We start from the raw sequence: 21003 nt of genomic DNA on the forward strand, positions 1-21003 counted from the left end.
GTCGCTCCCCTAGACCAGCTGCCGGTGGGGGGCGAGGTCGAACCGGTAGGTCGCGTCGAGCACCCGCGGGCACCCGGCGGCCCAGCCGTACTCGACGCCGGGATGCACGGTGTGGATCAGCACCAGATCCCAGTCGGTGCCCTGCGGGTCGGTCTCGGTGAGCAACCGGGTACCGTCCGGCAGCGTGCAGTCGGGCACCAGCGGGTCGTGGTAGTGCACCTCGGCACCGCGCCGGGCCAGCTCGGCGAGGATGTCCAGCGCGGACGAGCCGCGCAGGTCCCGTACCCCGGGCTTGTAGCTGACGCCGACCACCAGGATCCGCGCGCCGCGCAGCGATCCGCCGGTGTCGGCGAGCAACTCCACCGCGCGCGCCACCACCCGCCGCGGGCGGCCCGCGATGGCGGTCATCGCCTGCTCGATCAGCGGTGCCGGGTGCGCCGCGGTACGCAGCTGCCAGAGCAGGTAGTGCGGGTCGCACGGGATGCAGTGGCCGCCGACTCCCGGCCCGGGGAAGCAGGCCAGGAACCCGTACGGCTTGGTCGCCGCCGCCGTGGTCACCTCGATCGGATCCAGCGCCAGGTGCCCGCAGATGTCGGCGATCTCGTTCGCCAGCGCCAGGTTCACCGCGCGGTAGACGTTCTCGTACAGCTTCGCGAGCTCGGCGGCCTCCGGGGTGGAGACCGCGTACACCGCGTCGGTCAGGTACCCGATCAGCCGCGCCGCCCGCTCGCTGCAGCGGGGTGTCTCGCCGCCGACCAGCCGGGGCGTCTCGCGCTGCCGGTGCGCCGGAACGCCGGGGTCGATGCGCTCCGGGCTGAACGCCACGCACACGTCCACGCCGACGCGCAATCCCCTGCGCTGCAACGGTTCGATCAACATCTCCCGGGTGGTACCGACGTAGCTGGTCGAGGTCAGCACGATGGTCTGGCCGGCCCGGGCGTGCTCGACCACCGCGGTGCACGCCGCCCGCAGTGCCGCGGTGTCCGGCACCCGGTGCCGGTCCACCGGCGTCGGTACGCAGACCACCACGGCGTCCACGTCGGACAGCAGTGCCGGGTCGTCGGTCAACCGCAGCCCGCCGGCATCGAGCGCGGTGGCCAGCGCGCTACGGTCGTCGTCGGGGAGATCCACCGTGCCGGTACGGATCGCGGCCAGCCGTTCGGCGCTGACGTCCACGCCGATCGCCGGCACGCCGCGCGCGTACAGTCCCAACGCGGTCGGCAGGCCGACGTAGCCCAGCCCCACGACGCCCACCGACAGCGGTTCGGTGCCGGGCGGCGCCGCGGTGCGGTGCACCAACCGCGACCTGACGTCGTCCAGCGAGCCGTTGACCGCCAGCGCGAGTTCCAACCCGGCCATGGCGACACCACCTCGTGTCCTCGAACGGCCCGGTGGACGTGTCGGCGTCCGACGGGCCTGGTACACCGCCGGATCTCGGCGGCCCTGCGTGCACCCTAGGTCGCCGCGGTGCCCGCAGTCTCCGGGCGAAGCGCGTAGCGCGCCCTACGTCGATTGGCGGACCGAGCACCCGTGAGGCGCCGGGACCGTCCGGACCGCGAACCGCGTACCGGGCAGCCGATCCCGGCTGCCGGCCCACCTTTTCCACCCGGCCGCCAGCGGCCGATCAGGCCGCTGGCGTACCCGTCCCTACGTCGTTTGACGGGGGTGCGGGCCGGCAGACCGCCCTAACGTGAGGTAATGCGCGCGCACCGCCTCCTCCGTGGCTGGTTGCTGCCGGCCTGGCTCGCGGTCGCGGCACTGGTCGGCGGGCTGGTCATCGCCGCCGGCCACCGGGGTGGCGGTGGGCCCGCGCCGCCACCCCATCCGCTCGCCGGGCTGGCCGCCGTCCCCGCGGCGAGCGCGCTGCCCACCGGGCATGGCCTGGTGGTGTCGCTGACCTTCGACGACGGGTACGCCGACCAGCTGGTCGGCGCTGCGGAACTGTTGCGGCACGGACTGCCCGGCACCTTCTACGTGCCGTCCGGCTGGGTCGGGCTGCCCGGCTACCTGAGCCTCGCGCAGGTGCGGAAGATGTACGCGAAGAGGCTGGAGATCGGCGGCCACACCGTCCTGCACGAGAACCTGCCCGGCGTCGACCTCGCCGAAGCGCGCCGGGAGGTGTGCGACGACCGCGCCAACTGGCTCGGCTGGGGTATCCCGGTGACCTCGTTCGCCTACCCGTACGACGCGCTCGGGCCACGGGAACGACGGATCGTGCGCGACTGCGGCTACAACAGCGCCCGGCAGCTCGGCGACCTGCACTCGGTGCGTACCCCGGCCGACTGCACCGATTGCCCGTACACCGAGCAGATCCCGCCGCCCGATCCGTACAACGTGCGGGCCCCGGCGGAGTTCGACAGCGGCTGGACGCTCGCCGACCTGATCAACGAGGTACGCGGCGCGGAGCGGCACGGCGGCTGGCTGCCGCTGACGTTCCACCACGTGTGCGACGGGTGCAGCGACATCGGCGTCCCCCCGCAGACGCTGCGCAGGTTCCTGGACTGGCTCACTCCGCGCGCCGCCCGCGGTACCGTCGTGCTGCCGGTCGACGCGGTCGTCGGCGGTGCGGTCCGCGCGCCGCACCGGGTCGCCGCGCCCGCCGCGGCACCGGCGGGACGCAACGCGGTGCGCAACGGGTCGGTGGAGCGTTGGCGGCAGGGCGAACCGGCCTGCTTCCAGAGCACCCGGTACGGCCGGAACTCGGTGACGGTGCGCCGGGCCGGCACCGCGCACGGCGGCCGGTTCGCCGCGCGCCTGACGGTGGGCGGGTACCACTCCGGCGGGGCCCAGCTGATGCCGCGGCTGGATCTCGGCAGCTGCGCCCCCGCGGTGGCGCCGGGTCGGCGGTACACGCTGGGCGTCTGGTACACCGCGACCGCGCCGACCACCCCGGTGCTCTACTACCGCACCGCCCGCGGCGCCTGGACGGCGTGGTCGGTCGATCCGCCGGTGCAGCCGGCCACCGGTACCTGGCGGCACCTGTCCTGGCGTACCCCGCCGGTACCGCAGGATGCCACCGCGGTGTCCTTCGGGCTGCGGCTGACCTCGGCCGGCACGGTCGTCACCGACGACTACCACCTCGTCGGGTGACGCGGTTCGGTCGACCCCGGCGGCCGGACGGCGGCCGGGGCCGGAGAACGGCCGATGCGACATCGGCGAGAAGGCGCATCCCGCACCGGTTCCGGGCCCGCGCCGCGGATCCGGCCCGAGACTGGTGATCTGGGTCCGGACGTGCTCGGGCTCCGCCGGCGGCCAGCCGGCCGGCACCGAGGGTCCGGCCCGGGATCGGAGCGGTGCGATGCACGCCTTGTTGTACCGGCTCGGCCGGCTGACCTTCCGCCGACACTGGGTGCTCGCGGCGATCTGGCTCGCGGTACTGGTCGCGGTTCTGGTGCTGCGGGCGGTACTCGGCGGCCAGTACGTCACCGACTACACGATTCCGGGCAGCGAGTCGTCGCAGGCCGCGGACGTGCTGACCCGCGACTTCCCGCAGCAGAGCGGCACCGCCGGGCAGATCGTCTTCCACGCGCACTCCGGTACCGTGGCCGACCAGCAGTCCGCGGTGAACACCGCGGTCGCCAACGTCGGCAAGCTGCCACACGTGGTCCGCGCCACCAGCCCGTTCGCCACCGCGAACTCGCCGCAGGTCTCGCGCGACGGCACGATCGCCTACGCCCCGATGGCCTTCGACGTGGTCCCGGCGTCGCTGGACACCGGGTACCTGCACCAGCTCGACGACGCGGTCGCGCCGGCGAGGCACGCCGGCCTGCAGGTGGAGTACGGCGGTGGCGCCGGCCAGGTGGGCCAGCAGACCAACGACGCCCGCTCCGAACTGATCGGCCTGACCTGTGCGCTGCTGTTGCTGCTGCTGATGTTCGGCGCGCTGGCCGCGGCGGCGATCCCGTTGCTGTCCGCGGTGTTCAGCGTCGGCGCCGGGCTGTCGCTGGTGGGCCTGATCGCCGCGGTCAGCACGGTACCCTCGGCCGCACCGACGGTGGCCACGCTGCTCGGCCTCGGGGTCGCCATCGACTACGGCCTGTTCCTTGTGGCCCGGCACCGCGAGCAACTCGACACCGGTACCGATCTGGCGACCTCGGCCGGCCGGACCGTCGCCACCTCGGGGTCGGCGATCGTGGTGGCCGGCGGGACCGTGGTCATCGCCATTCTCGGGCTGTTCGTCTCCGGCGTCCCGTTCGTCTCCTCGCTCGGCGTGGCCTCCGCCATCGTCGTCGCGGTCACGGTACTGGCCGCGCTGACGCTGATTCCGGCGCTGCTGGGCATCGCCGGGAAGCGGGTACGGGCCCGCCGCGCCCGCGGCAGCACCGCGTCGGTGACCGAACCGGACCACGAGAGCGGTGTGTTCGGCCGCTGGGGGCGCTTCGTCAGCAGCCGGCCGTGGCCGTGGGCGGTGCTCGGCGTGGTCGTGCTGCTGGTGCTGGCCATCCCGCTGTCGGCGTTGCGGCTGGGCCAGCTGGACGCCGGCAGCAACCCGACGAGCGACTCCAGCCGGCGGGCGTACGACCTGATGTCGACCGGGTTCGGGCCAGGCAGCAACGGGCCGCTCGCGGTCGTGGTGCAGCTGCACCCCGGCGACCAGTCGAAGCTGTCGGGGTTGCAGTCCGACCTGGCGAAGACCGCGGACGTGGCGTCGGTGTCGGCACCGACGACCAACTCGGCGGGCACCACCGCGGTGCTGACCGTCATCGCGAAGAGCGCGCCGCAGGACGCGGCCACCACCGACCTGGTCGACCGGATCCGTACCGATGTGTTGCCGGCGTCGAAGCTTTCCGCCAGCCTGACCGGAACCACCCCGGGCTACGTCGACTTCACCGAGCGCGTCTCGCAGCGGCTGCCGTGGCTGATCGGCGTCGTCGTACTGCTCGCGTTCGTGCTGCTGACGATCGCGTTCCGGTCGCTCGCGATCGCGGTGAAGGCGGCCGTGCTCAACATCCTGTCGGTCGGCGCCTCCTACGGGGTGATCGTCGCGGTGTTCGGCTGGCAGTGGGGATCGGGGCTGCTCGGCATCGACGAGTCGCTGCCGGTACCGGCGTTCGTACCGATGCTCATGTTCGCGATCGTGTTCGGCCTGTCGATGGACTACGAGGTGTTCCTGCTGTCCCGGATCCGGGAGGCGTACCTCGCGACCGGGGACGCCCGGCGCAGCGTCGCGGCCGGCATCGGCGGTACCGCCCGGGTGATCAGCACCGCCGCGGCGATCATGGTGGTGGTGTTCCTCAGCTTCGTGCTGGACCCGGATCCGACCATCAAGATGCTCGCCGTCGGGATGGCCGCCGCGGTGCTGGTCGACGCCACCGTGGTCCGGATGCTGCTGGTACCGGCCGTGATGGCGCTGTTGGGCGACCGCGCCTGGTGGCTGCCGCGCGGGCTCGACCGCATCGTGCCGCACCTCGATCTCGAGGGCACCGAGGCGGCCGGCGACACCGGTGCGGGCCGGCCACCGGCCGTCACGCCGGCCGGCGACCGTCCGTAGTCGACGGTCCCCGCGGCGGCGGGTCCGGCGCCGAGGCGGCCGTGCAGGTCAGGCGCCGGGCTTCGGGGTGGCGCGGTAGAGCTGCACCGACACGGCGGCGAGCCAGGCCCAGGCGATCAGCACCCCGGCGGTGAACCCGAGCACGACCGGGGCGCTGCTCGACCCGCTGGTGATCCCGGCGAACGAGAGCAGGAACAGCACGCCGCTCAGCGTCGAGTAGAGCGCCCAGCCGCGGTGCCCCAACCGGAGCGACCGGCGGGCGAACACCAGGCAGGCGGCGATCAGGCACAGGAACCCGAGACCGCCGGCGGCGAGGTGCAGCAGCCCGTGCCAGGAGATCGCGGTGGCGGGGCCCGCCGGGGTGCCGGCCGGGAAGCCGTTCGCCGGATCGGCGACGAACGCACCGGCCAGAACCAGCCCGACCCCGTACCCGCCGACCAGCCTCGGCACCCACCGGCAGCCGGGCGTGCCGGCCAGCGCGCGGTGCATGCCGACCGCCGCGGCGAGCACCATCGCGCCGGACAGCACCAGGTTGGCGATCTGGATCCAGCCGAAGCTGCCGTTCGCGAGCAGGCTCCAGTCGTGGTGTGCCAGGTCGAAGCCGCGCCGGGTGACCGCCTGGATCAGGCTGACCACCACGTAGAACGGGCCCGCCAGCACGCCGTAGCCGAGCAGCGAGCGGGTGACCGCGCGGTGGCGGTCGCACGGCCGCCGGCCGGACGGGGGTGCCGCGGCTTCGGCCGGTTGCGAGGGTGTCGTCATCTCGACCTCCCAGATTGGACTGTCTCGTCTTGTTCAATGGACTAGTCAGTACCAACTGGACTGGACAGTACCGCACGAGTACTGTTCAGTCCAGTACGGTGGCGCGAGGAGAGGCGAGAAATGATCAAACCGGACGAGGACCCCCGCACCGGCGAGCTGATCGTCCGGATCGGCCGAGGTGCGTCGAGCGACTCGACCGGCACGACCGGCAAGCGGGCGGCCATCGTGCAGGCCGCCACCGGCCTGTTCCTGCGCCAGGGCTACCAGGGCACCAGCACCGACCAGATCGCCGCCACGGCCGCCGTGTCCAAGCAGACCGTCTACAACCAGTTCCGGGACAAGAAGACGCTGTTCGCCGAGATCATCCTGGGCGTCACCGCCACCGCCGAACGGTTCGCCGCCGACGTGCCGACCGAACTCGCCGGTGTCCGCGCCGCCGACGACCTCGAACCGGCGCTGCGGTCGCTGGCCCGCCGGTACCTGTCGACGGTGCTCGACCCGCAGGTGCTGGCGCTGCGCCGGCTGATCATCGGCGAGTCCAGCCGGTTCCCCGAGCTGGCCCGCGAGTACCACCGGCGCGCCCCGGCCCGGGTGCTCGCGGCACTGGCCGACGTGTTCTCCCGGCTGGTCGACCGAGGGCTGCTCACGGGCGACCCCGGCGACGCCGCAGAGGACTTCGCCTTCCTGGTCCTCGGGCCGGCGCTGGACCACGGCATGTTCCACGTCGACGACGACCCGGCCCCCGAGCCCGCCGTGCGGCGCGCCGCCGACCGCGCCGTCGCCGTCTTCCTCGGTAGCTACCGCCGCACGGGCTGATCCCGGCTCCACCCACGACGGCAGCGTCCGGCCCGTCGGCGCAACGACCGCGGCGGCACCCGCCCGGGAGCGGTTCAGTCGTCGGTCGGGCGAGGGCGGGCGGCGCGACGGTGCGCGATCTGCGCCGCCCGGTCGGCCCGGGCCAGCTCCCGCCGCGCGGTCCGGGCCCGTTCCCGGGCCGCCTGCTGCTCGCGACCGGCCCGGTCGAGTTCGCTGCTCAGCTCGGCGATCCGGCGCTCCGCCGCCCGGACGGCGCTCTGCGCGTCGGCGAGCTGTCGCTCCGCCACCGCCCGCGCCTCGGTCCTGACCGACAGCGCCCGGTCGGCCTCGACATCCCGGCCGGACCGGGCCGGGCGACCGCGGCCGGAACCGGCCCGGCCCGCGGTGCCGGCCTTGCCGCCGGACCGCTCGGCGGTGCGGGATCGGCCACCCGACCCGCCCCGGCGGTCCGCGGCGGCACCGAGCTCGACCACCTCGCCGCCGGCCGTCCCGTCGCCGGCCGGGGCGGTGACCGCGGCCAGCCCGGTACTGGCGAGCGGCCGGTCCAGCCGGCCCCGGATCCACCGCTGGCCGGCCTGCGCGTCGGCGACCACCGCATGCAGCGTCTGCTCCACCTCGCGGCGGGCCTCCGCGCCGAGCGGGTGCCCGGCCTCGTCGGCCAGCCGCGCCGCCGCGCCGACCAGTACCGGGATCAGCTGCCGTTGTTCGGCCGACAGCGCCCGGATCCGGGTGCCGTCCAGGTGCCGGTACGCGCTGCGCAGCTCCTCGCCCAGCACCAGCAGCCGCTCGACCTCGGCGGAGCGGGTACGGGCGAGCAGGTTGCCGGCCCACGCCGGCACGGTGGGCCGGCGCAGCGCATGGATCGAGGCGGCCAGCTCCCGGTCGCCGCCGGAGCGGGCCGCCTTCTCCCGCTCGGTACGGGCCGCGGTGAACTCACCCGGCGGCAGCGCGTACAGCTGGTCGGCGACGGCATCCAGATCCACGACGCAACACCATCCGCAATCCTCGGCGACCCCCGCCACGACGTCGATCCACCAGCCTACGACGCGACCGGCGGCCGCGCCGGCCGCAACCGGAAGCTCACCCGCCGGAGCCGTCGAGGTAGGCGAGCACCGCCCGGACCCGGCGGTTGGTGTCCTCGGCCGCGGCGATGCCGAGCTTGGCGAAGATCGACGTGGTGTACTTGCTGATCGCGCCCTCGCTCAGAAACAGCCGGGTCGCGATGGCGGCGTTGGACAGCCCCTCCGCCATCAGCGCGAGCACCGAGCGTTCCCGGTCGGTCAGCGCGGCCAGCGGATCCACCCGGGCCGGCCGGCCGAGCAGCTTGGCGACCACCGTCGGATCCAGTGCCGTACCGCCGTGCGCGACCCGGTCCAGCGCGTCGGTGAACTGGTCGGCGTCCAGAACCCGATCCTTGAGCTGGTAACCGATCCCGCCCCGCTCGTCGGCCAGCAGCTCGCGCGCGTAGAGCTGCTCGACGTGCTGGGAGAGGATCAGCACCGGCAGGCCCGGGATCTCCCGACGGGCCGCGAGCGCGGCCTGCAGCCCCTCGTCGGAGAACGTCGGAGGCAGCCGGACATCCACGATGGCCACGTCGGGCCGGTGGATGAGCAGCGCGTCGAGCGTCTCCGGCCCGCTGCCGACCGCGGCGACGACGGCGTGCCCGTACGCCTCGACCAGCCGCACCAGCCCGTCCCGCAACAGGAACAGGTCCTCGGCTACGACAACTCGCATGGCACTGCCACCGTGATCCGGCTCGGTCCACCGACCGGGCTGTCGATGCGCAACACCCCGCCGAACGCCGCCATCCGCCGCTCGATCCCCGCGAGCCCGGACCCGGCCGGCGGCGCACTCGGGGTACCGCCGGGCTCGGTCGCGGCGGCACCGATACCGCCGACACCGTCGTCGGTCACCGTCGCGGTCAGCACCCGCTCACCGTAGTCGAGGTCGATCTCTATCCGGCTCGCCCGGGCGTGCTTGACCGCGTTCGCGAGCAGCTCGGCGACGGCGAAGTAGATCGCCGACTCCACCGGCCGCTCCGGCCGTGCCGGCACCGTGCTGCGCACCTCGACCGGCAGCGCGGCGTCCAGGGCCAGCGCCCGTACCGCGTCGACCAGGCCGCGCTCGGCGAGCACCGGCGGGTTGATGCCGCGAACCAGCGAGCGCAGTTCGGCCAGCGCGGCGGCCGATGAACTCCGGGCCTGGGCCAGGATCTGCTTCGCCTTGGCCGGGTCCTGGTCGACCAGCCGCTCCGCGGCACCCATCGACATGCCGAGGGCGACCAGCCGGGCCTGCGCGCCGTCGTGCAGGCCGCGCTCGATCCGCTCCAGTTCGGCCGCCTGGGTCTGGGTCAGGTCGGCCCGGATCGCCTCCAGCTCCTCCACCCGCCGGTCCATCGACCGCCGGGAGCCGCCGAGCAGCCGAACCCCGACGGGACCGAGCAGCCGCCAGCCGAACGGCGCGGCGGCGAGGCCGGCGGCGCACAGCGTGAGGCCGTACCCGAGCAGGTCCGGCCGGGTGAGCAGGTAGCCGCCGGCGGCCAGGCAGGCCAGCGGGGCGGCGGCGGCCGGCAGCACGGTGACCGCCGCGACCAGCAGCCAGAGCGCGTCGCGGCGCAGCTGCGGGTCGCGGCGCCGGGCGTCCAGCGTGGCCCGGCGGCGCGCCTCGCGCTGCGACTCGTGGTAGGCGTAGCCGTTCCACCAGAACCCGGTGGCCATCCGGGTGACGGGTAGCACCGGGTTGTACTGCGGTTCGACCGAGGCGCCCAGCCAGCGCCGCGCCGCCCAGCGGGCCGCCTCGCTCAGCGCCCGGCCCAGGAACGCCACCACGAACCAGCCGGCCGCGCCGGTCCAGAGCAGCGTCATCGCGATCTCACCGGCGTACACCAGCGCGAGGACCGGAAGCGGCGCGGACAGGTCGGTCGACCAGCTGCGGGCAAACCGGAAACCGAAGAACGCGACCGGCACCACGACGGCGGGCAGCGCCCCGGTCACCCCGGTGACCACTACCGACCGGTACAGCCCGCGCCCGACGGCGCGCGCCCACCGCAGCGGGCCAACCTCGGCAGTCCCCGTCATCCGCGTCCCCTCCTGCATCCCCGTCATTGTCGCAACCGGCGCCCGGCCGCACCGCGCACGCGCGGGCGGGTTCGGCGCCGGCGCCCGTCATGCCTGTTCTGTTCCGTCCACCGGTGCGCCGGCCGGCCCCGACTCACGTGCGGCCCGGCGAAGCGCGACCACTCCGCTGACGGCGAGCACCGCGCCGACCCCGGCGAGCGAGACACCGTGGATCACCAGCCCGGCCGCGAAAATCTTGGACACCCCGGTCAGGACCGCCCCCGCCAGGAGGAACACGCCGCCCAGGATGGTCCGCAGTCGCGCCGGGACGCGGTTCAACAGCAGCAGCAACAACACTTCTCGGCTCCGTTCGGTTCGTCGCCGGCCGTACTGCCGGGCGACACCAACGACGCTACGAACCGGGCGGCGCGGCGGGTATCCGTCCACGCCCCGACCCGGGTGGGTCCAGCCCCACCCCGCGGCCGCCCGGTTGTGGCACGATCTCCCCGATGCCCCCGCACTCCACGCGCCGGCGCCTGCGGCGCCGCATCCTGGTCGTGCCGCTCGGCCTGCTCGGCGCCGTGCTGCTGCTGGTGACGGCCGCCGGCGTGGCGCTGCAGGTCGAGGGCAGCGGTGCGGTTCCGGCCGCGGCGCGCGGCACCGGCCACGACGCCGAATGGCTCGGCCACGCCTGGGTCGACGGGCGGAGGAACCAGTCCGATGTGGACGAACTGGCCGTCCGGCTGCGGCGCACCGGCATCCGCGACCTGTACGTGCACGCCGGCCCGTTCGGCAACGACGGCAGCCTCGATCCGGCGCTGCGGCCCAAGGCCCGCTGGCTGGTCACGGCGCTGCACCGGGCGCTGCCGGGGGTACGGGTGCAGGCCTGGCTCGGCGCCCACCCGGTGCCGGGCCAGCTGCGGCTGGGCTCCGCGCGAACCCGGGCCGCGATCCGCACCTCGGTACGGCAGGTGCTGGGTGACGGGTTCGACGGCGTGCACTACGACTTCGAGCCGGTCGCCGACGGCGACGCCGACCTGGCCACGCTGCTGGCCGCGAGCCGGCGGTTGACCCGCCGGTACCACGCCGTGCTGTCGCTGTCGGCGAGCCTGCTGGCGCCGGTACCTGGGCTCGCCGCCGCGGTCCGGGCGGCGCCCGGCGGGCCGCGCGGGGTCTGGTCGGCCGGCTACCTGCACCGGCTCGCGGTCCACGTCGACCAGGTCGTGCTGATGCTGTACGACAGCTGCCTGCCCACCGCGACCAGCTACGCCGGGTACGTCCGGCGGGCCACCGGGCTGGCACTGCACGCGGTGCCGGGCCGCGTCGCGCTGCTGATCGGCGTACCGGCCTACCACGACCGCACCGCCTGCCACCGCGGCAACGCCGAGACGATGACCGCCGCACTGCGCGGGGTCCGGCTGGCGCTCGGCGAGCGGCCACCGCACCGCACGTTCGGCGTCGCACTCTACGTCGACTTCGCCGCCACCCCGGCGGACTGGGCCGCCTACCGTACCGCTTGGTCCTGATCGCCGACGCGCCGGCCGGGACCACGGGTGCGCTCCGGCGGCTACCGGATCGACATCGTCCACTGTGGACAGTTTCGGTGCGCCGGTCGCCGGGCTCACGTTGTGGCCGGGCGGTCGCGCGGATAGGTTCGGCGGCATGAACGGGCCCGGCTTCGGCTTCGACCCCACGTACGGCTACGACCTCGACAGACTGCTCGCGGTCGGCGCACCGGCGGAGCCGGCCGGGTTCGCCGCGTTCTGGCGCGAGCGGTACGCGGCGGCGCTCGCGGTCGATCCCGACCCGGTGCTGGGGCCCGTGGAGGACAAGCGGGACGGCTGCCGGGTCCTCGGGGTCACGTTCAGCTCCGTCGGCGGCGTACGGCTGGGCGGTTGGGTGGTGCTGCCCGACGAGGAGCCGGCGCGGCACGGGTTCGTCGTCGGGCACGGCTACGGCGGTCGGGCCACGGCCGGGCTGCCGCTGCCGCTGTCACGCGCCGCCGCGATCCAGCCGTGCGTGCGCGGACTGCCCGACCGGGGCCGCATCCCGGGCATCCCGGACACCTCGGACGAACACGTCCTGCACGGGATCGAGACACCCGAGACGTACGTGCTCGCCGGCTGCGTGGCCGACCTGTGGTGCGCGGCGACCGCGCTGCGCCAGCTCGTACCCGAGCTGGACGACCGGCTGGGCTACCTGGGCCAGAGCCTCGGTGGCGGGCTCGGCGCGCTGGCCCTGCCGTGGGACGACCGGTTCGCCGCGGCGCAGCTGACCGTGCCGACCTTCGGCAACCAGCCGCTGCGGCTGACGCTGGAGTGCGCGGGCAGCGGCGAGTCGGTCCGCCGGTACGCGAGGCGCCACCCCGAGGTGACCGAGGTGCTGGCGTACTTCGACGCGGCGAGCGCCGCGCGGCGGATCACCGTGCCGACGCTGGTCGGGGCGGCGCTGCTCGACCCGTCGGTGCCCCCACCGGGTCAGTTCGCGGTGCACAACGCGCTGGTCGGGCCGAAGCAGCTGGCGGTGCTGACCGCCGGCCACGTCGACCGCCCGGGCCTGGCCGCCGAGAACGCCGCACTGGCCGCGGCCACCGCCCGTTTCTGCACCACCCACCTCGCCACCTGACGACCGCCCCGGTGCGGTGCGCACGGACGGTGCGGCGGCGCCTGGGGCAGCATGCCCGCTCGGGAGTCCCGTGCCGGTCGGTTGATCGTCTCGGGAGTTCTCGCGCCGGGGTGTCAGCGGGTCGGTGCACAATCGGGCGGATGAAGTACGTTCTGCTGATCTGCGACGACGAGTCCGCGTCACCGAGCAACGAGGAGCTCGCCGTCGATCCGGTGCACCAGGCCTGGCTCGCCGACCTGGAACGGCGCGGCGCCCGCATCGTCGGCGCCCGGCTGCGTCCGGTGGTCGACGCGACGACGGTGCGGGTCCGCAACGGCGAGACGCTCGTCTCGGACGGACCGTTCGCCGAGACCAAGGACTTCGTCGGCGGCTTCGTGATCGTCGAGTGCGCCAGCCTGGACGAGGCGATCGAGATCGCCGCCGGCCATCCGTACGCGCGCTGGGGCGGGATCGAGATCCGCCCGGTCTGGGAGTGACCGGGCGGCACGGCGAGGTCACCGCGGCGGTCGAGGCGGCGTACCGGGACGAGTGGGGGCAGCTCGTCGCCACCCTGATCGGCCTGACCGGCGACTGGGACCTGGCCGAGGACTGCGCCCAGGAGGCGTTCGCCGCCGCGCTCGCCACCTGGCCCCGCGACGGGGTACCGCACCGGCCGGGCGCCTGGCTGACCACCGCCGCGCGGCACCGCGCCACCGACCGGCTGCGCCGCGATGCCACCGGCGCAGCCAAGCTGCGCCAACTCGCGGTGCTCGAACGCGACCCGGCGGAGCCGCCGGTCGAGGAGATCCCGGACGACCGGCTACGGCTGATCTTCACCTGCTGTCACCCGGCGCTGCCGTTCGACGCCCGGGTGGCGCTGACGCTGCGCACCCTGGCCGGGCTGACCACCGCCGAGATCGCCCGCGCGTTCCTGACCGCCGAGCCGACCATGGCGCAGCGACTGGTGCGCGCCAAGCGCAAGATCGCCGAGGCCGGCATCCCGTACCGGGTGCCGCCGGCCGAGGCGCTCCCGCAGCGGCTGGCCGCCGTCCTCGCGGTGCTCTACCTGATCTTCAACGAGGGGTACGACGAGGAGCAGCTCGACGCCCGCCGGGCCCTGACCGCCGAGGCGATCCGGTTGGCCCGGGTGCTGTGCCGGCTGCTGCCGGCCGAGCCGGAACCGGCCGGGCTGCTCGCCCTGATGCTGCTGCACGAGGCGCGCCGGGCCACCCGGACCGCGGACGGGATGCTGGTGCCGCTGGAGCGCCAGGACCGGTCGGCGTGGGACGCGGCGGCGATCGCCGAGGGCGTCGCGGTGCTGGACCGGGCGCTGGTGTCGCGCCGCACCGGGCCCTACCAGGTGCAGGCCGCGATCGCCGCCTGCCATGCCACCGCACCGGAGGCGGCGAGTACCGACTGGCCGCAGATCGCCGCCCTGTACGGCACGCTCCTGCGGCTCGCGCCGTCCCCGGTGGTGGCGTTGAACCGGGCGGTGGCGGTGGCGATGGCCGACGGGGTCGCGGCCGGCCTGGCGCTGGTGGACGAGCTGGCCGCGGCCGGCACGCTGGCCGGCTACCACCTGCTGCCGGCGACCCGGGCCGACCTGCTGCGCCGCGCCGGCCGTACCGACGAGGCGCGACGCGCCTACCGGGAGGCGCTGCCCCTGGCGCCCACCGCACCGGAACGCCGCTACCTCGCCGCCCGCCTGGCCGAGCTGGGCGACTCCGCGACCTGACCCGGCCCGCGCGACCGCGGTGCCCGGCGACGCCGGCGAGAAAGTTCCGGACCGCTGTCGATCCGGCGTCGCGGTGTTCGTCGGTGGGGTGACGGTGAACCGAAGCGGAGGGACGAGTTCCGATGAACACCGAGATCGACATCGCGGCACCCACCATCGCCGACCGATCCACGTACCAGGCGCAACTGGACATGCTGCGCATCCGGGAGAAGGAGCACAGCCGGGCCGGGGACGCGATCGCCGCGGCCCGGCGCCGGCTGCCGATGGTGGAGGTGCCCGCGGACAGCCCGCTGATCGGCGCGGCCGGTCCGGTGACGCTGCTGGACGCGTTCGAGGGGCGCCGCCAGCTGATCGCGTACTACCAGATGTGGCACGCGGGCGCGCCGGCGGCGCAGCAGTGCCCCGGCTGCACGTTCTTCAACAGCCAGGTGCGGGAGCTGGCGTACCTGCACTCCCGCGACGTGACCTACGCGACGCTGTGCCAGGGTTCGTACGAGCAGAGCGTCCGGTACCGCGACTTCATGGGCTGGGACGTCCCGTGGTACTCGGCGCAGCCGTCGCTGGACGTGCTGCTCGGCGGTCGCGCCCCGTTCGTCCTCGCCTGCTACCTGCGGTCCGGCGACCGGGTGTTCGAGACGTACTGGACCACCGGCCGCGGCGTCGAGGCGATGGAGCAGACCTACGGCCTGCTGGACCTGACCGCCTACGGCCGGCAGGAGCCGTGGGAGGACTCCCCGGCGGGCTGGCCGCAGAACATTCCGGACCCGGCCCGGGTGGACGGCCGTCCCACGGCACAGTGGTCCCGGATCCGCGCGGGCCGCTCCGACGACCTCGGTACCGCCGGCTGACGGCCGGGGCGGACCGCCTCCCCACCGGGAGCGGCGTGCCGCGGCCGGTTCGGTGTCGACGGTGGTCTCGACACCGAACCGGCCCGCCGACGAGGTACGAAGGCCATCCGGCACCACGCCGTCAGAGCACCCGGCGTACGCCCGGAAGCCGGCGGATCGGCCCGGCCAGGGCGAAGCAGGCCGGGACCGCGACCAGCGCGACCAGCGCGACCTTGGGCAGCGTCGGCATCGCGAGGGCGGCCAGCGCATAGCCGGCGGCGGTCACCACCGCGGCGTGGGTCACGTAGACGGTGAACGAGTGCCGGGCCAGGTACCGGCGCAGCGGGCCCTGGCCGTCGAACCGGCGGCGGAACACCGCGAGCAGCGCGAGCAGCAGGCCGACCGCGAACCCCGAGTCGAACAGCGCGTAGCACAACGAGCTCAGCGTGCCGTGGCCGGTCCAGCCGGTGACCCCGCCGGTGCCCAGCGCGAGCGGCAGGAACACCACGACGGCGCCGGCCGCGAGCGCCGCGCCGAACCGGCCCAGCCGCGGGGTGACCGCGCGGAACCAGCCGCGCCGGTACGCGATCGTGCCGAGCACGAAGAACGCCGCGTACTGCGCCAGGTAGGCGCCGGTCGGGAAGTCGATCACCGGCAGCCAGAAGCCCGCCGGTACCAGGATCCGCAGCACGTACGTGGCCAGCGCGAGCGCTGCCACGAACCCGAGCACGGTGCGCCGCTTCGGTGCGCCGGTGGCCCGGTCCTCCCACCGTGCGAGCCGGCTCCCGCGCCGAGGTTCGGCCCCGCGCCGGCCGCGGCGGGCGGCACCAAGAACGCGCACGGCCGCGTAGCAGGCGTCGAACACCAGCAGCGCCAGCGCGAACCACAGCGGACCGGACCCGATCGCGTGCAGGTACGCGATGCCCAGCGGCCCACCGTGGTAGTCGCCGAGCGACAGGATCGGGTTGAGCACGAAGTAGAACACCAGCAGCGGGATGCCGAGCCGGACCAGCCGGTCACGCAGGAACGCCCGGGCACCCTTGCGCTCGTAGGAGCCCGGCGTGAAGTGGCCGGACAGCAGGAAGAAGGCACCCATGAACCACGCCTGGTTCAGCATCAGGAACACGGTGAGCCCGATCCCGACCGCGGCGCTCGTCGGCCGCTCGTCGTAGTACCACATGCCGAGGCCGCTGTAGCCGACGACGACGTGATGCAGCACCACCAGCACCGTCAGTGCGATCCGCAGGTTGTCCACGAACCGCAGCCGTCGTCCGGGACTTCGCTCGCCGTTTCCATGGGGTGCCAGCGCATCCGGCCGGTCTCGCAACACGCTCATGGTGGTCTCCGTTCACCGATCCCCGCTGCGTCACCGGCAGCAGATCGACCGTACGAAGCAGGCGACGGCGCCGGTATCCCGCTGGGCCCCGCCTCGGGTGGGTCCAGCCCCACCCTCGACACCAGGTGCCGGCGGCCTGCTGCTGACCTCCTTCTGGTACGGCAGGGTGCCGAGGCTGGTGCGGCCTGGCGCACGCCATCAGTCTCGGCTCCCCCGCCGTACCCTCGCCCTCCCCGGTACCCTCGTGCTCGGCGCGGGTGCGCTCGTCCTGCCGCTCGCCGCGGTCCGGTCGCACCGCCGCCACGCGACCGTCACCGCGGGAATGAGAGCGCACGATGCCCCAGCCACTACCGGCCACCGAGGCCGCGCTGCTGGTCCGGACCGGCTTCGCCGACGACGCCCGCTGGGAGTCGATCCTGACCGACGTGTTCGAGCCGGAGGAGGACAGCGGCCTCGGCATGCAGGCCGGCGTGCACCCGCTCAGCGACCCGCAGTACGCCGGATGCACGCTCGCCGAGGTGCTCGCCCTGGTGCCCGCGGCGTACCCGCACACGTTCCTGTTCGTGGTCGACGACGTCGCGCTGCGCGAGTTCCGGCACCCGCTGCTGGTGGTCGACCTGCGCCCGCCGGAGCGGGGGCGACGCTTCCGCTGCGTGCCGGAGGCGGTCCGCACCATCGAGGCGAACCTGTTCACCGACAACCTGGGTTTCGACGAGCTCGCCGCCAGCGCCGACGCCGACGGCGTCTACCGCGACTACTGAGCCGGCCCCTCTTCGTCCACTGTGGACCGCATGGTGGCCGGTGCGGTCAGGCCGCCCAGTGCGGGTCGCGGCCGATGAAGCCGATCAGCCGGTCCTGCACGTCGGCGTCGGCGCTCACCACGACGCGCGGCCCGTACTGGCCGGAGGAGCGCAGGAGCTCCTCCATCGGCTCCAACCCGCCGAGCAGTTGCGCGCAGAAGTCGGCGTCCAACCGGTCGTCCTGGCCGGTGGCCCGGGCCAGGTCCCAGGTGTGCATGAACACGTCGGCGGTGTAGAACTGGTCGATCGCGGCGTCCAGCGGCAGCGTGCCAAGGTGCGGGTTGGAAAGCGTGCGGTGCGCCGTCTCCGGGTCGTCGAGGATCGCCTGCACCCAGTCGCGGTGCGCCTGCCAGGCGGCGACCGGGTCGTCGTCGACCGACGGCCGGGCCGGCAGGTCGATGCCGGCGCCGGCGGCCAGGAACGCCGGGAGCCAGTCGGTCAGGTGTCGCACCACGTCGCGGGCGGCCCAGCCGGCGACCGGTGCCGGCGCGTCCCAGCGGCCGGTGCCCCGAACCCGGTCGGTGAACACCCCGGCGACCTGCCGGTGCCGGTCCGCCGGTCGGTCAGACAGCGCCATCGTCGAGCATCCTCTCCAGCTTGGCGTACCCCTCGGCGACGCCGACCTCCATACCGCTGCGCAGGATCGCGTCCCGCGCCTCGAAGCTGTCCACCAGCGACTGGCTGTGCAGCCGGGTGCGACCACCGCCCAGCTCCTCGAACCACAGCGTCTCCAGCGCGACGCCGTCGGGCGCCCCCTCGTACGTGAAGGTCTGCACCAGCCGCCGCGGGCCGATCTCGTGGAAACAGCCGTGGAACCAGTATTCGGTGTCGCCGTCGGTCGAGACGTAGCGCCAGCTGCCGCCGGTCCGGGCGTCCCAGTGGTCGATCCGGGTGCTCAGCGCGTCCGGCCCGACCCACCGGACGAACAGTTCCGGGTCGGTGTGCGCACGCAGCAGCTGCGCGGGCGTCGCGGTGAAGTCACGTACCACCCGGACTATCGGCAACGCCGGGTCGGCCTCGACCATCGCTTCGGTGATCTCGTTCATCGTCGTCTCCCCCCAGCTGCGCCAGGACCGCGTCCAGGCGCCGGTAGCGCTGTTCGACCCGCACCCGGTGCCGCTCGATCCAGGTGTCCAGCAGGTCGAGGGTCTCGACCTGCAGCCGCACCGAGCGCGGCTGCGGGCCGCGCGGCCGGCTGACCAACCCGGCCTCCTCCAACACCTTCAGGTGCTTGTAGATCGCCTGCAACGAGATCCGGTACGGCTCGGCGAGCTGGCTGACGGTGGCATCGCCGTCGGCGAGCCGGGACACCATGTCCCGCCGGGTCGGGTCGGCGAGGGCCGCGAACGCCCGGGTCAGCGTGTCCATCGCAGCCCTCTTTCAACCAATTGGTTTAAAGACACGGTAGCCGAGGGCCTCCGCGCGGTCAACCTCTCGGTTGAAAGTGCAGTATGGGTACGCCCGGAGCGGCAACGACCACGGGAGGCAGGGTGCGCGACGGCGGCCGGCACGAGGTCCGGATCGACAGCACGAAGGGTTCCGGTACGGACGGGTTCGGGGCGGACGCGATCCGGGCGATCGCCGCCGGCGCCCGGGTGACGCTGCCGGCGGAGCTGCTCGATGCGGTGGCCAGCAACCGCACGGCGGTGCTCACCGCGCTGGCCGACCCGAACCACCCGGTGTACGGGGTGACCACCGGCATGGGTGCCTTCGCCGGCCGCCGCCTCGACCCGGACGAGCAGGCCACCCACCAGCTGCGGCTGCTCACCGCGCGGGCGGTCGGTGGGCCGCCCTGGCTGCCGGTGCCCGACGTCCGGGCGGTGCTCGCGATCGTGTTGCGTACCGCCGTGCGGCCGGAGACCGGGGCGAGCGAGCAGCTGTGCCGGTTCCTCGCCGACCGGCTCAACGACGCCTTCCACCCGGCGGTGCCGCGCGAGGGGATCGGCTGCGCCGGCGAGATCATCCCGCTCTGCCACGCCGGCCAGGCGCTCGCCGGTCTCGGCGCGGTCCTGGCCGACGACGGCACCGAGGTACCGGCCGCCGAGGCGCTCGCCGCGCGCGGCGTCGAGCCGTACCGGCCGGGCCCGAAGGAGGGCGTGATCCTGCTCGAGGGCATCCCGGTCGCCACGATGCACGGCATCCGGCGCGGTGCCGAGGCGGCCGCGGCGGCGGAGCGGCTGCTGGTGGCCGCAGCGGCGTCGATCGACGCGCTCGGCGCCCCGCGTGCCGGCTACGACCCCCGGCTGGCGGCGGGCGATCCGGTGCTGGCCGACCGGTACGCGCGGCTGCGGGCGCTGCTCGCCGGCGGCACCGTGCGGGCCGGGCTGCTGCACGCGCCGGTGTCGTTCCGGGTGGTACCGCAGGTGCTCGCGCACCTGAGCCGCACCGTCGCCGACCTCGCCGACGCGGTCGACCGGGCCCTGTGCTGGGTGACCGACTCCCCCGCGTTCCTGGCCGGTGGGTTCGTGTCGACCGCCGGGTACCACGGGTGCGAGCTGGGGCTGCGGCTGGACGCGGTGACCGCGGCCCTCGCGCACGCCGCGGAGGCGAGCGTGCAGCGGATGGCCCGGCTGCTGGACGAGCGGTACAGCGGGCTGCCGCCGCAGCTGGCCGCGGTACCGGGACCGCAGGCGGGGCTGGTGACCGTGCACAAGCGGGCGGTCGGCGAGCTGCAGGCGCTGCGCCGGCTGACCGCGCCGGCGACGCTGGGCTCACTGGACACCTCGGCCGGGCAGGAGGACCTGCAGGCCTTCGCGCCGGCCGCCGGCGAGCAGCTGCGCGCCGCGCTGGAACGCGTCGAGTCGATCGTCGCGGCCGAGCTGCTCGTCGCCTACCAGGCGTGGACGGTGCGGGCCGCCCCGATCGCACCGGCGCTGACCCCGCTGCACGCCGCGATCGCCGCGCTGGTCCCGCCGGTGTACGAGGACCGCCCGCTCGGCGCGGATCTGCGCCGGCTGCGCGCCGCGCTGAACTCCGGCGCCCTGGACGTGGCCGCGGCCTGAGGCGGTGCGTCCGGTTGCGTTGCGGCGCACCGGAACTCGGCGCGGTCAGTCCGGCAGCGACTCGATGTAGAGGGTGAGCTTCTTCAACAGCCGGTTGAGCGCGGCGCGCTCGCGCTCGGTCAGGGTGGCGATCAGCTCGTCCTCCGCGGTGCCGCGGTTGGCCATCGCGCCGCGCCAGACCTCGGTGCCCTTCGGGGTGATCTGGACGATGACGCGCCGGCGGTCGTCGATGGCCGACACCCGCCGGATCCAGCCCCTCTTCTCCAGCGCGTCGAGCCGGCCGGTCATCCCGGCGCCGGAGATCTTGAGGTCCTCGGCGAGCTCGCCCGGTGACGCCGAGCCCGGAGTGTCGCGGATCATCAGCTCGTGCAGCGTCTTGTACTCCGCGTCCTGCAGGTTGGAGGCGGCCGCGGCGCGCTTCACCGTCTCGCGGAGATAGTGGCCGATCTGCCCGATCCGGGTGACGATGCCCTCGACCTGGTCGTCGTACGAGATGCCCGACCAGTGGTCTCGCCAGCGCGCGACGTGGCGGTCGGTCCAGTCCTCGGGCGGCATGCCCCGATCCTACCAACGA

Annotated in this window: 21 protein-coding genes; 10 read left to right on the forward strand and 11 right to left on the reverse strand. The window is 74.4% G+C overall.

Translation table 11 applies throughout. The features are described from left to right. Positions 1-9 precede the first annotated feature (9 nt). On the reverse strand, positions 10-1359 hold the full coding sequence (locus Asera_RS28240) for a nucleotide sugar dehydrogenase (RefSeq protein ID WP_030444145.1): 1350 nt from the start codon (positions 1357-1359) through the stop codon (positions 10-12). Positions 1360-1698: 339 nt separating this feature from the next. Between Asera_RS28240 and Asera_RS28245 the strand changes: the two genes are divergently transcribed. Next, positions 1699-3090, forward strand: a complete 1392-nt coding sequence (locus Asera_RS28245) for a polysaccharide deacetylase family protein (RefSeq protein WP_051801446.1) — start codon at positions 1699-1701, stop codon at positions 3088-3090. Positions 3091-3298: 208 nt separating this feature from the next. Further along, positions 3299-5491, forward strand: coding sequence for an MMPL family transporter (locus Asera_RS28250; protein ID WP_084130845.1), 2193 nt, complete (start codon positions 3299-3301; stop codon positions 5489-5491). 48 nt (positions 5492-5539) lie between these two features. Here Asera_RS28250 and Asera_RS28255 read toward each other — a convergent pair whose 3' ends face one another. Further along, positions 5540-6253 carry a DUF998 domain-containing protein gene (locus Asera_RS28255; RefSeq protein ID WP_030444142.1) on the reverse strand — a complete coding sequence of 238 codons (714 nt, stop codon included), beginning with the start codon at positions 6251-6253 and terminating at the stop codon, positions 5540-5542. A gap of 120 nt (positions 6254-6373) precedes the next feature. Between Asera_RS28255 and Asera_RS28260 the strand changes: the two genes are divergently transcribed. Continuing rightward, complete coding sequence (locus tag Asera_RS28260; protein WP_084130844.1) at positions 6374-7069, forward strand: TetR/AcrR family transcriptional regulator; 696 nt, start codon at positions 6374-6376, stop codon at positions 7067-7069. A 74-nt stretch (positions 7070-7143) separates the two neighbouring features. On the opposite strand, the gene Asera_RS28265 is transcribed toward Asera_RS28260, so the two are convergent. From Asera_RS28265 to Asera_RS28280, 4 genes are all read right to left on the reverse strand, one after another. Further along, positions 7144-8052: a hypothetical protein gene (locus Asera_RS28265; protein WP_035295071.1), complete on the reverse strand. Its 909-nt coding sequence runs from the start codon at positions 8050-8052 to the stop codon at positions 7144-7146. Between the two features lie 97 nt (positions 8053-8149). Next, entirely contained in the window at positions 8150-8803 is a 654-nt protein-coding gene (locus Asera_RS28270) for a response regulator transcription factor (RefSeq protein WP_030444139.1), read from the reverse strand. Then, a complete protein-coding gene (locus tag Asera_RS28275) occupies positions 8788-10146 on the reverse strand; it encodes a sensor histidine kinase (RefSeq protein WP_030444138.1) in 1359 nt (452 codons plus the stop codon). Before Asera_RS28275 ends, Asera_RS28270 begins: the two co-directional genes overlap by 16 nt. Before the next feature lie 87 nt (positions 10147-10233). Further along, the gene (locus Asera_RS28280) at positions 10234-10479 is read right to left on the reverse strand and encodes a hypothetical protein (protein ID WP_157034588.1); all 246 of its coding nucleotides are present in this window, start codon (positions 10477-10479) and stop codon (positions 10234-10236) included. Positions 10480-10634: 155 nt separating this feature from the next. On the opposite strand from Asera_RS28280, the gene Asera_RS28285 reads away from it, so the two are divergent. The 5 genes from Asera_RS28285 (at position 10635) to Asera_RS28305 (ending at position 15312) form a co-directional block, all read left to right on the forward strand. Next, positions 10635-11651 carry a glycoside hydrolase family 18 protein gene (locus Asera_RS28285; RefSeq protein WP_051801441.1) on the forward strand — a complete coding sequence of 339 codons (1017 nt, stop codon included), beginning with the start codon at positions 10635-10637 and terminating at the stop codon, positions 11649-11651. Positions 11652-11787: 136 nt separating this feature from the next. After that, the gene (locus Asera_RS28290; protein ID WP_030444135.1) at positions 11788-12750 is read left to right on the forward strand and encodes an acetylxylan esterase; all 963 of its coding nucleotides are present in this window, start codon (positions 11788-11790) and stop codon (positions 12748-12750) included. Between the two features lie 140 nt (positions 12751-12890). Continuing rightward, positions 12891-13226, forward strand: a complete 336-nt coding sequence (locus Asera_RS28295; protein ID WP_030444134.1) for a YciI family protein — start codon at positions 12891-12893, stop codon at positions 13224-13226. After that, the gene (locus Asera_RS28300; RefSeq protein ID WP_030444133.1) at positions 13223-14464 is read left to right on the forward strand and encodes an RNA polymerase sigma factor; all 1242 of its coding nucleotides are present in this window, start codon (positions 13223-13225) and stop codon (positions 14462-14464) included. The genes Asera_RS28295 and Asera_RS28300 overlap by 4 nt, the downstream gene beginning before the upstream one ends. Positions 14465-14586: 122 nt before the next feature. Next, a complete protein-coding gene (locus tag Asera_RS28305; protein ID WP_030444132.1) occupies positions 14587-15312 on the forward strand; it encodes a DUF899 family protein in 726 nt (241 codons plus the stop codon). Positions 15313-15433: 121 nt separating this feature from the next. Here Asera_RS28305 and Asera_RS28310 read toward each other — a convergent pair whose 3' ends face one another. Next, the gene (locus Asera_RS28310) at positions 15434-16627 is read right to left on the reverse strand and encodes an acyltransferase family protein (RefSeq protein ID WP_084130843.1); all 1194 of its coding nucleotides are present in this window, start codon (positions 16625-16627) and stop codon (positions 15434-15436) included. 335 nt (positions 16628-16962) lie between these two features. Here Asera_RS28310 and Asera_RS28315 point away from each other — a divergent pair, with 335 nt between their 5' ends. Continuing rightward, positions 16963-17388 (forward strand): DUF6924 domain-containing protein, encoded by a 426-nt coding sequence (locus tag Asera_RS28315; protein ID WP_051801437.1) that lies wholly within the window; start codon positions 16963-16965, stop codon positions 17386-17388. A 46-nt stretch (positions 17389-17434) separates the two neighbouring features. Here the strand turns inward: Asera_RS28315 and Asera_RS28320 are convergent, their stop codons facing one another. Genes Asera_RS28320 through Asera_RS28330 form a run of 3 tightly spaced genes read right to left on the reverse strand, consistent with a single transcriptional unit; the run spans position 17435 to position 18795 of the window. Next, positions 17435-18004 carry a TIGR03086 family metal-binding protein gene (locus Asera_RS28320; RefSeq protein WP_030444129.1) on the reverse strand — a complete coding sequence of 190 codons (570 nt, stop codon included), beginning with the start codon at positions 18002-18004 and terminating at the stop codon, positions 17435-17437. Then, positions 17991-18473 carry an SRPBCC family protein gene (locus Asera_RS28325; RefSeq protein WP_030444128.1) on the reverse strand — a complete coding sequence of 161 codons (483 nt, stop codon included), beginning with the start codon at positions 18471-18473 and terminating at the stop codon, positions 17991-17993. The genes Asera_RS28320 and Asera_RS28325 overlap by 14 nt, the downstream gene beginning before the upstream one ends. Next, on the reverse strand, positions 18406-18795 hold the full coding sequence (locus tag Asera_RS28330) for an ArsR/SmtB family transcription factor (protein WP_035295067.1): 390 nt from the start codon (positions 18793-18795) through the stop codon (positions 18406-18408). The genes Asera_RS28325 and Asera_RS28330 overlap by 68 nt, the downstream gene beginning before the upstream one ends. Before the next feature lie 122 nt (positions 18796-18917). Between Asera_RS28330 and Asera_RS28335 the strand changes: the two genes are divergently transcribed. Further along, positions 18918-20429 carry an aromatic amino acid lyase gene (locus Asera_RS28335; protein ID WP_211255437.1) on the forward strand — a complete coding sequence of 504 codons (1512 nt, stop codon included), beginning with the start codon at positions 18918-18920 and terminating at the stop codon, positions 20427-20429. 45 nt (positions 20430-20474) lie between these two features. Here Asera_RS28335 and Asera_RS28340 read toward each other — a convergent pair whose 3' ends face one another. Continuing rightward, positions 20475-20984, reverse strand: a complete 510-nt coding sequence (locus tag Asera_RS28340; RefSeq protein WP_030444125.1) for a MarR family winged helix-turn-helix transcriptional regulator — start codon at positions 20982-20984, stop codon at positions 20475-20477. Positions 20985-21003: the final 19 nt, after the last annotated feature.

It is taken from the genome of Actinocatenispora sera (assembly GCF_018324685.1).
Classification (GTDB): domain Bacteria; phylum Actinomycetota; class Actinomycetes; order Mycobacteriales; family Micromonosporaceae; genus Actinocatenispora; species Actinocatenispora sera.